This window comes from Streptomyces sp. NPDC031466 (assembly GCF_055581265.1).
The window spans coordinates 163117-176339 of the sequence record NZ_JBVIJT010000014.1; the positions used below are offsets into that span (position 1 = coordinate 163117).

General features: G+C 72.4%; 15 protein-coding genes. 10 read left to right on the forward strand and 5 right to left on the reverse strand.

The features are described from left to right. The first annotated feature begins 184 nt into the window (after nucleotides 1-184). The gene (locus tag ACZ5GP_RS30930) at nucleotides 185-793 is read left to right on the forward strand and encodes a dihydrofolate reductase family protein (protein WP_468753998.1); all 609 of its coding nucleotides are present in this window, start codon (nucleotides 185-187) and stop codon (nucleotides 791-793) included. A 29-nt stretch (nucleotides 794-822) separates the two neighbouring features. Here the strand turns inward: ACZ5GP_RS30930 and ACZ5GP_RS30935 are convergent, their stop codons facing one another. Beyond that, entirely contained in the window at nucleotides 823-1029 is a 207-nt protein-coding gene (locus ACZ5GP_RS30935; RefSeq protein ID WP_468753999.1) for a hypothetical protein, read from the reverse strand. 158 nt (nucleotides 1030-1187) lie between these two features. Between ACZ5GP_RS30935 and ACZ5GP_RS30940 the strand changes: the two genes are divergently transcribed. Then, nucleotides 1188-2516, forward strand: coding sequence for a sensor histidine kinase (locus tag ACZ5GP_RS30940; RefSeq protein ID WP_468754000.1), 1329 nt, complete (start codon nucleotides 1188-1190; stop codon nucleotides 2514-2516). Then, on the forward strand, nucleotides 2513-3184 hold the full coding sequence (locus tag ACZ5GP_RS30945; RefSeq protein ID WP_468754001.1) for a response regulator transcription factor: 672 nt from the start codon (nucleotides 2513-2515) through the stop codon (nucleotides 3182-3184). The genes ACZ5GP_RS30940 and ACZ5GP_RS30945 overlap by 4 nt, the downstream gene beginning before the upstream one ends. Nucleotides 3185-3202: 18 nt before the next feature. On the opposite strand, the gene ACZ5GP_RS30950 is transcribed toward ACZ5GP_RS30945, so the two are convergent. Beyond that, nucleotides 3203-4207, reverse strand: coding sequence for a Gfo/Idh/MocA family protein (locus ACZ5GP_RS30950; protein ID WP_468754002.1), 1005 nt, complete (start codon nucleotides 4205-4207; stop codon nucleotides 3203-3205). A gap of 171 nt (nucleotides 4208-4378) precedes the next feature. On the opposite strand from ACZ5GP_RS30950, the gene ACZ5GP_RS30955 reads away from it, so the two are divergent. From ACZ5GP_RS30955 to ACZ5GP_RS30980, 6 genes are all read left to right on the forward strand, one after another. Beyond that, nucleotides 4379-5116, forward strand: coding sequence for a GntR family transcriptional regulator (locus tag ACZ5GP_RS30955; protein WP_468754035.1), 738 nt, complete (start codon nucleotides 4379-4381; stop codon nucleotides 5114-5116). 214 nt (nucleotides 5117-5330) lie between these two features. After that, nucleotides 5331-6344, forward strand: a complete 1014-nt coding sequence (locus tag ACZ5GP_RS30960) for a sugar ABC transporter substrate-binding protein (protein WP_468754003.1) — start codon at nucleotides 5331-5333, stop codon at nucleotides 6342-6344. Next, nucleotides 6341-7396, forward strand: a complete 1056-nt coding sequence (locus tag ACZ5GP_RS30965; protein WP_468754004.1) for an ABC transporter permease — start codon at nucleotides 6341-6343, stop codon at nucleotides 7394-7396. The genes ACZ5GP_RS30960 and ACZ5GP_RS30965 overlap by 4 nt, the downstream gene beginning before the upstream one ends. Next, nucleotides 7393-8211 (forward strand): ATP-binding cassette domain-containing protein, encoded by an 819-nt coding sequence (locus ACZ5GP_RS30970; RefSeq protein WP_468754005.1) that lies wholly within the window; start codon nucleotides 7393-7395, stop codon nucleotides 8209-8211. The genes ACZ5GP_RS30965 and ACZ5GP_RS30970 overlap by 4 nt, the downstream gene beginning before the upstream one ends. 204 nt (nucleotides 8212-8415) lie before the next feature. Then, entirely contained in the window at nucleotides 8416-9573 is a 1158-nt protein-coding gene (locus ACZ5GP_RS30975; RefSeq protein ID WP_468754006.1) for an ROK family glucokinase, read from the forward strand. Further along, nucleotides 9574-10173 carry a sugar kinase gene (locus tag ACZ5GP_RS30980; protein ID WP_468754007.1) on the forward strand — a complete coding sequence of 200 codons (600 nt, stop codon included), beginning with the start codon at nucleotides 9574-9576 and terminating at the stop codon, nucleotides 10171-10173. It begins immediately after the preceding gene. Nucleotides 10174-10218: 45 nt separating this feature from the next. Here ACZ5GP_RS30980 and ACZ5GP_RS30985 read toward each other — a convergent pair whose 3' ends face one another. Beyond that, nucleotides 10219-11172, reverse strand: coding sequence for an ornithine cyclodeaminase family protein (locus ACZ5GP_RS30985; RefSeq protein WP_468754008.1), 954 nt, complete (start codon nucleotides 11170-11172; stop codon nucleotides 10219-10221). A gap of 149 nt (nucleotides 11173-11321) precedes the next feature. Here ACZ5GP_RS30985 and ACZ5GP_RS30990 point away from each other — a divergent pair, with 149 nt between their 5' ends. Further along, nucleotides 11322-11885, forward strand: coding sequence for a P-loop nucleotide/nucleoside kinase family protein (locus ACZ5GP_RS30990; protein WP_468754009.1), 564 nt, complete (start codon nucleotides 11322-11324; stop codon nucleotides 11883-11885). 32 nt (nucleotides 11886-11917) lie between these two features. Here the strand turns inward: ACZ5GP_RS30990 and ACZ5GP_RS30995 are convergent, their stop codons facing one another. Next, complete coding sequence (locus ACZ5GP_RS30995; RefSeq protein WP_468754010.1) at nucleotides 11918-12769, reverse strand: helix-turn-helix domain-containing protein; 852 nt, start codon at nucleotides 12767-12769, stop codon at nucleotides 11918-11920. Continuing rightward, nucleotides 12766-13203 (reverse strand): hypothetical protein, encoded by a 438-nt coding sequence (locus ACZ5GP_RS31000; protein WP_468754011.1) that lies wholly within the window; start codon nucleotides 13201-13203, stop codon nucleotides 12766-12768. The genes ACZ5GP_RS30995 and ACZ5GP_RS31000 overlap by 4 nt, the downstream gene beginning before the upstream one ends. Between the last annotated feature and the right edge of the window lie 20 nt (nucleotides 13204-13223).

Below are 13223 nucleotides of genomic sequence, written 5' to 3' on the forward strand. Positions count from 1 at the left end.
ATGAAACGCGGTGGGATGGGACGGGGCTGGCGGGAAACGGACGCCGATCTGCGAGGTGCCCGTCGGGCAGCGATGACTTCGGGCCGGTGGCACGGTCTGAGTAGATGACAGCACCGCACATCCAAGGCTCGACCACGGCACATGCACGGCATATGCACGGCACATTCAAGGAGAGGCGTCCGCCATGAAGCTCACCTTCACCCAGTTCCTCACCCTGGACGGGGTCTTCCAGGCCCCCGGTGGCCCGGACGAGGACCGCAGCGGCGGCTTCGAGCACGGCGGCTGGTCGGTGCCCTACGGCGACGAGGACTTCGGCGCTTTCGTGGACGAGGGGTTCGCGCAGGCCGACGCGTTCCTCCTCGGGCGCGGGACGTACGACATCTTCGCCGGGTACTGGCCCGCCGTGACCGACCCCGGCAACGTGGTGGCCACCAAGCTCAACACCCTGCCCAAGTACGTCGCGAGCACCACCTTGACCGACGCCGACTGGCCCCACACCCGGATCATCGGCCGCGACGACCTCGCCAAGGACGTCACCGCGCTCAAGGAGCAGCCGGGCCGCGAACTCCAGACGCACGGCAGCGGCGGCCTCGCCCGCTCCCTGCTGGCGCAGGACCTCATCGACACCCTGCACCTGCTGACGTTCCCCGTCGTCCTCGGCACCGGCAAGCGGCTCTTCACCGAGGGCTTCCCGCCCGCCGCCTTCCGGCTCACCCGCTCGCGCACGACGTCCAAGGGCGTCGTCATCAGCACGTACGAGCGCGCGGGGCGGCCGGAATACGGCAGCTACTAGTAAGCGGCGGCGAGCGTGTGTGCGCGGGGTCAGCCCTCCTTCTGGCTCTCCGCGGCGGCGAACAGCGCGATCGCCAGCACGACCATCGCGATGCTCGCGTACAGCTCATAGCCCTCCAGGGCGCCGAAGCGCCGCAGCAGGCCCCAGCCGTAGCGCTCGTCGGTGAGGTCGTGGACCGCGCCGCCGGCGCCCTGGACCAGCAGGAGGAAACCGAACAATTCCAGTAGCCGTTTCATGCCGAAGATCCTCGCCGCGCGCGTTTCCCACGCGCATCCGCCGCCGGGCGAGGATGCGTCCGGCGCACGGTCCGAAAGTCTGCGACCCGTGCGACTTCGGTCGACGACCGCGCACGGAGTGCACCCCGGGCCCTGGCCCGTGCGTAGATTTGCCGACCATGAGCGGTACCGAATCCATAGGGCGCCCCGAGCCCGCCGAACCCCGTGCCGTGCCCGGGCTGCCGGCCAGGAGCGCCTGGGCACTGCCCGCCGCGATCGCCCAGGAGTTCTACCCGGGCAAGGCCGAGCGGCCAGAGCGGTCGGGACGGCCGGGACGGGTGGGCAGGACAGGGCGGTCGGCGCGCAGGCCGCGGCGGACCGTACGCGACTGGTTCGCCGACTTCGGCTGCTTCGTCGCGGCCGTCCTCATCGGCCTGTTCGGCGCCGACGCCATCACCGCCAATCCCCACGTCTCCCAGGGCGTCGCGGACCTCGACCAGGTCCTCGGGGCGCTCGCCTGCGCCGCGGTCTGGCTGCGCAGGCGTTGGCCGGTGGGCCTCGCCCTCGCGATGGTGCCGGTCGGCATGGCCTCCGACACGGCGGGCGGCGCGACGGCCGTCGCCCTGTTCACCCTCGCCGTGCACCGACCCCTCCGCCACGTCGCGTGGATCGGCGGGGCCTCGATCGCGGTGATCCCCGTCGCGTGCTGGATGCGGCCCGACGTCGAGCTGCCGTACGCCGTGGCGGTCGCCTTCGGGGTGCTCATCACCCTCACGGTCATCGGCTGGGGCATGTTCGTGCGCTCCCGCCGCGCACTCCTGCTCAGCCTGCGCGAGCGCGCCGTCCGCGCCGAGAACGAGGCCGCCCTGCGCGCCCAACAGGCCCAGCGGCTCGCCCGCGAGGCCATCGCCCGCGAGATGCACGACGTCCTCGCCCACCGCCTCAGCCTGCTCAGCGTCCACGCCGGCGCCCTGGAGTTCCGCCCCGACGCGCCCCGCCCCGAGATCGTGCGCGCGGCGGGTGTCATCCGGGAGAGCGCCCACGAGGCGTTGCAGGACCTGCGCCAGGTGATCGGCGTCCTGCGCGGCGGCGGCACGGACGCCCCGGGCCGCCCACAGCCCACGCTCGCCGCCCTGGACGCGCTGGTCGCCGAGTCCCGCGAGGCGGGCATGCAGGTCGTCCTCGACAGCCGCGTCGGGGACCCCTCGGGCGTGCCCGGCGCCCTCGGCCGTACCGCGTACCGCATCGCGCAGGAGGCCCTGACCAACGCCCGCAAGCACGCCCCCGGCGCCGGGGTCACCGTCACCGTCGCGGGCGCGCCCGGCGAAGGCCTGACGCTGACCGTGCGCAACCCGGCGCCACCCGGCGACGTGCCCGAGGTGCCGGGCTCCGGGCAGGGCCTGATCGGGCTCACCGAACGGGCCCAGCTCGCGGGCGGCCGCCTCGTCCACGGACCCGGGCCCGACGGCGGATTCCACCTGGAGGCCTGGCTACCGTGGGCGCCATGAAACCGATCAGGCTGCTGCTCGTCGACGACGACCCGCTGGTGCGCGCCGGACTCTCCTTCATGCTCGGCGGCGCCGACGACATCGAGATCGTCGGCGAGGCGGGCGACGGCAGCGAAGTCGCCCCGCTGGTCGGTGAAGTGAGGCCCGATGTCGTCCTGATGGACATCCGCATGCCCACGATGGACGGTCTCGCCGCCACGGAGGCGCTGCGCAGACGCCCCGACGCCCCCGAGGTCATCGTCCTCACCACCTTCCACGCCGACGAACAGGTCCTGCGGGCCCTGCGGGCGGGCGCCGCCGGGTTCGTCCTGAAGGACACGCCGCCCGCGGAGATCGTCGGCGCGGTGCGCGCGGTCGCCGCGGGCGAGCCGGTCCTGTCCCCGGCGGTGGCCCGGCAGCTGATCGCGCGGGTGACGGACGCCGACCCCCGACTCGACCGCAGGCGCCGCGCGCTGGCCCGGCTCGACGCGCTCGGCGAACGCGAGCGGGAGGTCGCCGTCGCCGTGGGCCGGGGCGGCTCCAACGCGGACATCGCGGCGCAGCTGTTCCTGAGCGTGGCCACCGTGAAGGCCCATGTGTCCCGCACCCTCACGAAACTGGGCCTCAACAACCGTGTACAGATAGCGCTGTTGGCGCATGACGCGGGCCTGCTGGACCAGGAAGGCTGAGTGGCCCGCCGGGGCTTCTCAGCCCCCGGAGATCTCGGCCAGGTCCACCAACCGCCGCTCCCGCCGCGACAGTTCGCACGCCTCGGCGATCCGCAGGGCCTGCAGCGCCTCGCGGCCGTCGCAGGGGTTCGTCCGCTCCCCGCGTACGACCTCGATGAAGGCGGCCAGTTCCGCCTCGTACGCGGGGGCGAAGCGCTCCAGGAAGCCGGGCCAGGGCTTGAGCGGCGCGGCCGGGCCCGTCGGCTCCGCCGAGGTGAGGGGCGTGCGGTCGTCCAGGCCGACCGCCAACTGGTCGATCTCACCGGCCAGTTCCATGCGTACGTCGTAGCCCGCGCCGTTCAGCCGGGTCGCCGTCGCCGTGGCGAGGGTGCCGTCGTCGAGGGTGAGGACCGCCGCCGCGGTGCCGACGTCGCCCGCCGCCCGGAACATCACGGGCCCCGCGTCGGAACCGGTCGCGTACACCTCGGTGACCTCGCGCCCCGTCACCCACCGCAGGACGTCGAAGTCGTGGACCAGGCAGTCGCGGAAGAGCCCGCCGGACAGCGGCAGATACGCGGCCGGGGGCGGCGCCGGGTCCGAGGTGAGGGCCCGCACGGTGTGCAGCCGCCCGAGCCGGCCCGAGCGCACGGCCTCGCGCGCCGCCGCGTACCCCCTGTCGAAGCGCCGCTGGAAACCGAGCTGCAACACCGTGCCCGCCGCCTCGACCTCGGCGAGCGCGGCCAGCGTGCCCGGCAGGCCGAGCGCGATGGGCTTCTCGCAGAACACCGGGAGCCCGGCGCGCGCCGCCCTGCCGATCAGCTCGGCGTGCGCCGCCGTCGCCGCCGTGATCACCACGGCGTCCACGCCGACGGTGAAGACGTCCGCCACGGAGGGGGCGGCCACCGCCCCGGTCCGCGCCGCGAGGCCGGCCGCCCGCACGGGGTCCGCGTCGGCGACGACGAGCGAGGTCACCTCGGGATGACGGCTCAGCGCCACGGAGTGAAATGTGCCGATGCGGCCCGTTCCGACCAGTCCGATACGCATGGCCACACCCTCGCCACGCCCGCCCGCCCTGTCAATCCCTTGTCCTGACAAATACATCGTCCGGACAACGGAACGTCCGAACTTCCCGTCATCATCCACCGGGACTACGCTCGGCCCGTGTCCAAACCAGTCGCCAAACCAGCTCAGGACAAGCGGGCCACCGACCCCGCCCTGACCCTCAGGCTCGGCGTCGACCGCAGCAGCCCGGTGCCGCTCTACTTCCAGCTCGCCCAGCAGCTGGAGGCGGCGATCGAACGCGGCGCCCTCACCCCCGGCAGCCTGCTCGGCAACGAGATCGAGCTGGCCGGGCGGCTCGGCCTGTCCCGGCCCACCGTCCGCCAGGCCATCCAGTCCCTCGTGGACAAGGGCCTGCTGGTGCGGCGCCGGGGCGTCGGCACGCAGGTCGTGCACAGCCAGGTGAAGCGCCCCCTGGAGCTGAGCAGCCTCTACGACGACCTGGAGACGGCGGGCCAGCGCCCCGGGACCCGCGTCCTGCGCAACACCGTCGAGCCCGCCTCCGCCGACGTCGCGGCCGCGCTCGGCGTCGGCGAGGGCGACGAGGTGCACCGCGTCGAGCGGCTGCGCCTGGCCCACGGCGAGCCCATGGCGTACCTCACCAACCACCTCCCGCCCGGTCTCCTCGACCTCGGCAGCGAGCGCCTGGAGGCCACCGGCCTCTACCGCCTGATGCGCGCCGCCGGCCTGACCCTGCACAGCGCCCGCCAGTCCGTCGGCGCCCGCGCCGCCACCGCCGAGGAGGCCGAGCGCCTCGCCGAACCCGCCGGCGCCCCGCTGCTCACCATGCGGCGCACGACGTACGACGACACGGGCCGCGCGGTCGAGTTCGGCGCGCACGTCTACCGTGCCTCGCGGTACTCCTTCGAGTTCCAGCTCCTCGTACGGCCGTAAGGTCTCCAGTCGTCCACTGCCGTCCACGTTCGACAGAATGTTCTGACAAAGCCATTGACGCTGCCGAGCGGCCGCCGCTAGAACTCCCCCAAGCACACCGCCCGCGGTACCCGATGAACGCACGCGCGAGCCGTGTGGTCGATACTTGGGCGGCCGGGGTCGGGTATCCCCACCGGCCGCACCGAGGAAGCAGAAACAAGAAGGGCACGGCGTCGTGACAAGGGTTCGGACAGGGGTACGCGCGGTGGGCGCCGTGCTGGTGGCGGCGCTCGGAGTGTCCCTCGCGGGGTGCAGCAGCACCGGCGGCAAGCGCGCCGAGGACGCCCGCAAGGCAGCGGCGGCGGGCGGGAGGGCCGCGGTGGACACACCGCGCTGGACCTTCGGCATGGTGACCCACTCGGGTGACGGCGACACGTTCTGGGACATCGTCCAGAGCGGCGCCGAGCAGGCCGCCGTCAAGGACAACATCAAGTTCCTGTACGCCCATGACGACGAGGCCCAGCAGCAGGCCCAGCTGGTGGACTCCTACATCGACAAGAAGGTCGACGGGATCATCGTCTCGCTGGCCAAGCCGGACGCGATGAAGGGCGCCCTGGCCCGCGCGAAGAAGGCCGGCATCCCGGTGATCACCGTGAACTCCGGCTCCGCGGAGTCCAGGAAGTTCGGCGCGCTCACCCACATCGGCCAGGACGAGATGATCGCGGGCGAGGCCGTCGGCGAGGAGCTGAACAAGCGCGGCCGCAAGAAGGCGCTGTGCATCCTGCACGAGCAGGGCAACGTCGGCCACGAGCAGCGCTGCGAGGGCGCCAAGAAGACCTTCGAGGGCAAGATGCAGAACCTGTACGTGACCGGCACCAACATGCCCGACGTGCAGTCCTCCATCGAGGCCCGCCTGCAGACCGACAAGTCGATCGACGCGGTCGTCACGCTCGGCGCGCCCTTCGCGGACGCCGCCGTGCAGGCCGCGGACGGCGCGGGCAGCAAGGCCGAGGTCGACACCTTCGACCTGAACGAGAAGGTCGCCGCCGGCCTGAAGTCCGGCTCCCTCGGCTTCGCCGTCGACCAGCAGCCCTACCTCCAGGGCTACCAGGCCGTCGACCTGCTGTGGCTGTACAAGTACAACGCCGACGTGCTCGGCGGCGGCAAGCCCGTCCTGACCGGCCCGCAGATCGTCACCAAGAACCAGGCCGACGAGCTCGAGGACTACGCGAAGCGGGGCACCCGATGACCGCCACCGCCCCGGCACCGGCCCCGGACACCAAGAGCGACGAGCGCCTCCTGAAGACCTCGCCGCTGAAGAAGCTGCTGGGCCGCCCCGAGCTCGGGTCGGTCGTCGGCGCCGTCGCCGTCTTCGTCTTCTTCGCGATCGTCGCGGACAGCTTCCTGCAGACCAACAGCCTCGCCACGGTCCTGTACGCCGCCTCGACCCTCGGCATCATGGCGGTGCCGGTGGCGCTGCTGATGATCGGCGGCGAGTTCGACCTGTCGGCGGGCGTCCTGGTGACGACCTCCGCGCTGATCTCGTCGATGTTCAGCTACCAGATGACGGCGAACGTCTGGGTCGGCGTCCTCGTCTCGCTCGTCGCCACCCTCGCCGTCGGGGTCTTCAACGGCGTCATGCTGACCCGCACCGACCCGCCGAGCTTCATCATCACGCTCGGCACGTTCCTGATGCTGACCGGCATGAACCTCGGGTTCACCAAGCTGATCAGCGGCACGGTCTCCACCAAGTCGATCGCCGACATGGAGGGCTTCTCCTCCGCCAAGAAGGTCTTCGCCTCCACGATCTCCGTCGGCGGCGTCGACTTCAAGATCACCATCGTGTGGTGGCTCGCCCTGATCGGTCTCGCCACCTGGATCCTGCTGCGGACCCGCGTCGGCAACTGGATCTTCGCGGTCGGCGGTGGCGAGGAGGCGGCCCGCGCGGTCGGCGTCCCGGTCGCGGCGACCAAGATCGGCCTCTACATGGGCGTCGCCTTCGGCGCCTGGATCTCCGGCCAGCACCTGCTGTTCAGCTACGACGTGGTCCAGTCCGGCGAGGGCGTCGGCAACGAGCTGATCTACATCATCGCGGCCGTCATCGGCGGGTGTCTGATCACCGGCGGATACGGCTCCGCGGTCGGCGCCGCCGTCGGCGCGCTGATCTTCGGCATGGTCAGCAAGGGCATCGTCTTCGCCGAGTGGAACCCCGATTGGTTCAAGTTCTTCCTCGGAGTGATGCTGCTCCTGGCCACGCTGCTCAACCACTGGGTCCGCAAGCGCGCGGAGGCGACGAAGTGACCACGGACACGACCAAGGCGGACGCGGCGCCGACGGCGGAGCGGACCCCGCTCGTCGAACTCGACGACGTCAGCAAGTACTACGGCAACATCCGCGCCCTCGAAGGCGTCTCCCTCGAAGTCCACGCGGGGGAGATCTCCTGCGTGCTCGGCGACAACGGCGCCGGCAAGTCCACCCTCATCAAGATCATCGCGGGGCTGCACCAGCACGACGCGGGCGACTTCCGCGTCGAGGGCGAGGAGACCCGTCTCGGCTCACCGCGCGAGGCCCTGGACCGCGGCATCGCCACGGTCTACCAGGACCTCGCCGTGGTCCCGCTGATGCCGGTGTGGCGCAACTTCTTCCTCGGCTCCGAGCCGACGAAGGGCGTCGGCCCCTTCCGGCGCATGGACGTGGACCTCATGCGCCGGACGACGCGTGCGGAACTGCTGCGCATGGGCATCGACCTGCGCGACGTCGACCAGCCCATCGGCACGCTGTCGGGCGGCGAGCGCCAGTGCGTGGCGATCGCCCGCGCCGTCCACTTCGGCGCGAAGGTCCTCGTCCTGGACGAGCCGACGGCGGCGCTCGGCGTCAAGCAGTCGGGTGTCGTCCTGAAGTACGTGGCCGCGGCGCGGGACCAGGGCCTCGGCGTGGTCCTGATCACGCACAACCCGCACCACGCCTACCTGGTCGGCGACCGCTTCGTCCTCCTCAAGCGCGGCGCGATGTCCGGCTCCTACACCCGCGCCGAGATCACCCTGGACGAACTGACCCGCCAGATGGCGGGCGGCAACGAACTGGACGACCTCCGGCACGAACTGGAAGGCCGTTAGGCCCTTCCCCAGGGGCGCGGGGAACTGCGCGCTCAGCCCACGAAAAGCCGCAGTCGCCCTGCGGGGTGACCACGCAGACGCGTCTGCGGCATAGCCGTGGCTGGTCGCGCAGTTCCCCGCGCCCCTTGCGGGGCGCAATACTCCCGGCGCTCGCCGGGGTGCCCGTTGTGCGCGCCCCCGCGGGCGTGAGGCAGAATCGCCGCAATGAGCACCTACCGCGACCTCGCGCACCGCGGCTCCGCCCGAGCCACCGTCCTGCGGACCGTGGGCACGCGTGAGCGCCGATCCCATCTGACGGCGCCCCGCGTCAACACCGTCGGCATCGACATCGGCGGCACGAAGGTGATGGCGGGCGTCGTCGACCCCGACGGCAACATCCTGGAGACGCTCCGCACGGAGACCCCGGACAAGTCCAAGAGCCCCCGCGTCGTCGAGGACACCATCATCGAGCTGGTCCTCGACCTCTCCGACCGGCACGACGTGCACGCGGTCGGCATCGGCGCGGCCGGCTGGGTCGACGCGGACCGCAACCGCGTCCTGTTCGCCCCGCACCTGTCCTGGCGCAACGAACCGCTGCGCGACCGCGTCTCGGGCCGCCTCGCCGTGCCCGTGATGGTCGACAACGACGCCAACACCGCCGCCTGGGCGGAGTGGCGCTTCGGCGCGGGCCGCGGCGAGGACCACCTCGTCATGATCACGCTCGGTACGGGCATCGGCGGCGCGATCCTGGAGGACGGCCAGGTCAAGCGCGGCAAGTTCGGTGTCGCCGGCGAGTTCGGGCACATGCAGGTCGTCCCCGGCGGCCACCGCTGCCCGTGCGGCAACCGCGGCTGCTGGGAGCAGTACAGCTCCGGCAACGCGCTCGTCCGCGAGGCCCGCGAGATGGCCGCCGCCGACTCCCCGGTGGCGTACGGCATCATCGACCGCGTCAAGGGCAACGTCCCGGACATCACGGGCCCCCTCATCACCGAGCTGGCCCGCGAGGGCGACGCGATGTGCGTCGAGCTGCTCCAGGACATCGGCCAGTGGCTCGGCGTCGGCATCGCGAACCTCGCCGCCGCCCTCGATCCGTCCTGCTTCGTGATCGGCGGCGGTGTCAGCGCCGCCGACGACCTGCTGATCGGCCCGGCCCGCGACGCCTTCCGCCGCCATCTGACGGGCCGCGGCTACCGCCCCGAGGCCCGCATCGCCCGCGCCCAGCTCGGCCCCGAGGCCGGCATGGTGGGCGCCGCCGACCTGGCCCGCCTGGTGGCACGCCGCTTCCGCCGCGCCAACCGCCGCCGCGTCGAGCGCTACGAACGCTACGAGCGCTACGCCGAGGCCCGCCGCTCCGACGACCGCACTGCGCAGGGAACCCCGTAGATGACCGTGCCCCGCCAGCCCTCGCCCCCGGACCTCCCCGGCGCGCCCGAGCCGGGCCGCGACGCGGGCAGGGCCGAGGACCGCCGCCACATGATCCGCCGCCGCTGGCTGACGGCGACGATCATCGTGCTGCTGATCGGCATCCCCGCCGGGTACCTGGTGATCTCCGCGAACCAGAGCCGCAACAGCGGCCGCGACAAGGAGGACAAGTACTCCGCGACCGGCCTCACCGAGGGCTGGCCCTCCAAGGTCCAGCGCCGCCTGTACGACGTGCCGGTCCCGCCGTACTCGGCGGAGGTCGCCTACTACGAGACGAACAATTGGCGCACCAGCCGCCTGTACGTCCAGTTCCTCACGAGCAACGAGGGCCTGGCCACGTTCCTCAAGGAGATCGGCACGAGCGAGACCAAGCTCAAGCCGAAGGACCTCACCATCGGCAAGCGCGACCGGAACGTCGTCGGCTGGGAGTTCACCGGACCGGGCCCGTGGTCGGGCCTCACCCACGAGCAGAAGGACCCGGCGCCTTCGCACGACGTGGTGGTGGACCGCGCCAACCCCGAGCACCCGATGGTCTACGTGGTGTCGATGACGACCCCCTGACCCCGCTCGGGCGTGCGAGCCGCCGGCCGTCCCGGCCCCGCCCTCTCAGCCCCGGCCGCCCCGCCCCTCGTACACCGCCGCCGCCACGGCCAGGTCCTCCCAGGCCATCCCCGCCGACTTGAACAGCCGGGGCCGGCCGTCGACGGGCCTCACCTCGCCGCGCACCAGGGCGGCCAGCGTGTTCACGTGCGCGAGGTCGAAGGCGCCCTCCTGAGCCGCGAACACCAGGTCGCCGCACTCCCGGCGGGCCACCCCCTGGGATTCCGCGACGACCGTGGCGCGGGCCACCAGGCGGGCGTCGACCTCGCGGGCGTCCGGCTCGTGGGAGCCCACCGCGACGACCGTGGCATGGCCCGGCAGGAGGGCGCTGTCGAAGAGGGGTTCGCGCGCGGTGGTGCAGCAGCAGACCACGTCCGCGTGGGCCACGGCCCCGGGGTCCGCCGGTGCCGCCGAGAGGCCCGCCGCCCGGCAGCGCGCCACGAAGGCGGCCATCCGCTCGGGGTTCCGGGCCACCACGTCGACGTGCTCCAGCGAGGGCCGCACCGCCCGTACCGCCGTCACATGGCCCCACGCCTGCGGCCCCGTACCGAAGACAAGGAGCCGTCGGCTGTCGGGGACCGCCAGATGCCGGACCGCCAGCCCGGACACGGCGGGCGTGCGCAGCGAGGTCAGCGCGATGCCGTCCAGCAGCGCCGCGGGGGCGTGGGTCGCGCCGTCCAGGAGGACGTACAGCCCCTGGACGCGGGGCAGACCCCGGCCGGGGTTGGCGGGCGTGACGGTGGCCAGCTTCACGCCGGTGTACGAGGCGGTGGACGACGGCATCAGGAGCAGCTGGCCGCCGGGCACGTCCACGACCCCGCGCGCGGGCTCCGCCTCCGGGTCGAGCCCGGCGACGAGGACCGCCTCCAGGGCGTCGATCGCGGCGGGCATCGGGACGAGGCGCGCCAGGTCCGAGGCGTCGAAACGGGGCAGGTCCGCGGCGGGCGTCCGGTCATTCATACGATCTTCCACACCCCCCCATCTGCCCACTCGCCGCCGGCTCCACCCGGCCGCGCACGCACCCGCAGTACGCGGGTCAGGGGGCCGGGGGCTACGCTCTGACGCTTGCGGCAGGCGAACCGGTGTGCACCGGCGGGGGGAGAGCGGCGTTGATCGTCTGGGTGAACGGAGCGTTCGGCAGCGGGAAGACCACCCTGGTGGAGGAGTTGCGGCCGCGCTGGCCCGAGGCGCTGGTCTTCGACCCGGAGATGATCGGCTTCGTGCTGCGCGGGATCGTGGAGGTGCCGACGGGCGACTTCCAGGACCTCCGGTTGTGGCGGCGGCAGGTGGCCGCCATGGCGGTCGGGCTGGTCGAGGAGTACCGCCGCCCGGTCCTGGTCCCCATGACGCTGGTCGACCCCGGCTACGTCGAGGAGATCTTCGGGGCACTGGAGGACGCCGGCGTCGATCTCCACCACTTCTTCCTCGACGTCCCCCGGGACCTGCTGGAGAAGCGGATCGAGGGGCGCGTCTTCTTCCCCGACGACCCCGCTCGGGAGGAAGAGGTCCGGCGCTGGAGCAAGGACAGGATCCGGGTGTGCACCGCCGCGATGGCCACCCTGCCCCCCGGCACCGTGTTCCTGGACGGCCGGCTGGCGCCGCGTGAGCTGGCCGACCAGGTGCTGGGCCGGGTCCAAGGCCGACCGGAGCAGGCAACGGGCCGGAGTCGGTGAACTCCGGCCCGCCGCACACCCGTTGAGCCTTACTAGCCCCCGATGTCGGGGAGGCTCGCGCCCAGGCCGACCGCGCGGAGCTTGGCGGGGTCCAGGATGCGGTAGGTGCGGTTCGTCCGCCCGGTGGAGGAGTCGGCGAGGATCTTGTGCTCGCGCAACTCCTTGAGGGACTTCTCCACGGTGGAGACGCCGAGGCCGAGGGCGTTGGCGAAATCGCGCTGGGTGGGGCCGGTCACGGTGTGGGGGTCCAGGGCGCCCGAGAGGATCTCGGCACCGAGGTCCTGCTGGTAGGCGAGGTGCGACAGGAGCCGGGCCACGCGGTGCAGCGGCTTGCAGGCGTCCGTGCCGTAGATGTCCTCCACCTCCAGGACGTAGGTCATCAGGCGCTGGTGGATCATGCGGACGACCGGCAGATTGCGCACCGCGATGGAGCGCAGCGCCCCGCGCGGGATGCGTACCGTGCGGGCGGCAGACAGGAACTGGACCTGTTCGAGCCTGCTGACGGACGGCACGTCGGTGAACAGGTCGAGATTGCCGAGGACGTAATTGCCGCCCCAGATACGCCCGTTGACGAGCACCGTGCCGAACAGCACGAACTCGATGTACTGGGGGTTCAGCGGCTCGGGCTCGGCGGAACGCTGGTGCCGGTAGAGCGTGCTGAAGCGGGCGACCTCGTCGGCGACGTCATGGGGGAGGCCCTGCTGCAAGTAGTAGTGCTGCAACACGCGTTGGGCACGCGCGGTGCGGGGCTCGACCGTGCCGGCGCCGGGCACCTCGAACGCCGGGGCCGGGCGCGGCACGGCGAGCGAGGCCGGGGCAGGGTGCGGTGAACGGGCCGTGGTGCGCTCGCCGGTCCCGTCGTTCCTGGTGCGGGCGTCGGTCACGGCTGCCCCGCCCCGACGTCGGTCCGCGCGGCGGCGGCCGTGGCGGGCCCGGTCACGGGCGGCGCGGCGGGCTCGGTCAGGAGCCTGGTGATGGGGACCATCGACCCGACGAGTGTGCCGATGCCGACGACGACGGCGACGACGCGGGCCGGCGTCGACTTGAGCCGGTCGACGGCGAAGGCGATCGTGGCGAACACGATCAGGAAGATCGCCACCAGGACGACGAGCCGGACCAGGTCGGTCTCGGGCTCGGGCGGTGGCTCCATCAGGACGCGCGTGATCGGGACCAGCGCCCCGACCAGAGTGGCGAGCGCGGTGACGAGGGCCGCGACCCGGACGGGCTTGGACTGGAAGCGGTGGACGACGAAGGCGATCGTCGCGAAGACGATCAGGAAGATCGCCAGGAGGGCGACCAACGGAGCCGTGGCGGACACGAGCAGTTCTCCCGGGTACT

What these genes read in the sequence shown, in the direction of transcription:
- ACZ5GP_RS30950 (WP_468754002.1), bottom strand. Translation starts at nt 4,207, where the DNA reads ATGCGTATCGGACTGGTCGGAACGGGCCGCATCGGCACATTTCACTCC.
- ACZ5GP_RS30940 (WP_468754000.1), top strand. Translation starts at nt 1,188, where the DNA reads ATGAGCGGTACCGAATCCATAGGGCGCCCCGAGCCCGCCGAACCCCGT.
- ACZ5GP_RS30935 (WP_468753999.1), bottom strand. Translation starts at nt 1,029, where the DNA reads ATGAAACGGCTACTGGAATTGTTCGGTTTCCTCCTGCTGGTCCAGGGC.
- ACZ5GP_RS30980 (WP_468754007.1), top strand. Translation starts at nt 9,574, where the DNA reads ATGACCGTGCCCCGCCAGCCCTCGCCCCCGGACCTCCCCGGCGCGCCC.
- ACZ5GP_RS30975 (WP_468754006.1), top strand. Translation starts at nt 8,416, where the DNA reads ATGAGCACCTACCGCGACCTCGCGCACCGCGGCTCCGCCCGAGCCACC.
- ACZ5GP_RS30945 (WP_468754001.1), top strand. Translation starts at nt 2,513, where the DNA reads ATGAAACCGATCAGGCTGCTGCTCGTCGACGACGACCCGCTGGTGCGC.
- ACZ5GP_RS30930 (WP_468753998.1), top strand. Translation starts at nt 185, where the DNA reads ATGAAGCTCACCTTCACCCAGTTCCTCACCCTGGACGGGGTCTTCCAG.
- ACZ5GP_RS30965 (WP_468754004.1), top strand. Translation starts at nt 6,341, where the DNA reads ATGACCGCCACCGCCCCGGCACCGGCCCCGGACACCAAGAGCGACGAG.
- ACZ5GP_RS30985 (WP_468754008.1), bottom strand. Translation starts at nt 11,172, where the DNA reads ATGAATGACCGGACGCCCGCCGCGGACCTGCCCCGTTTCGACGCCTCG.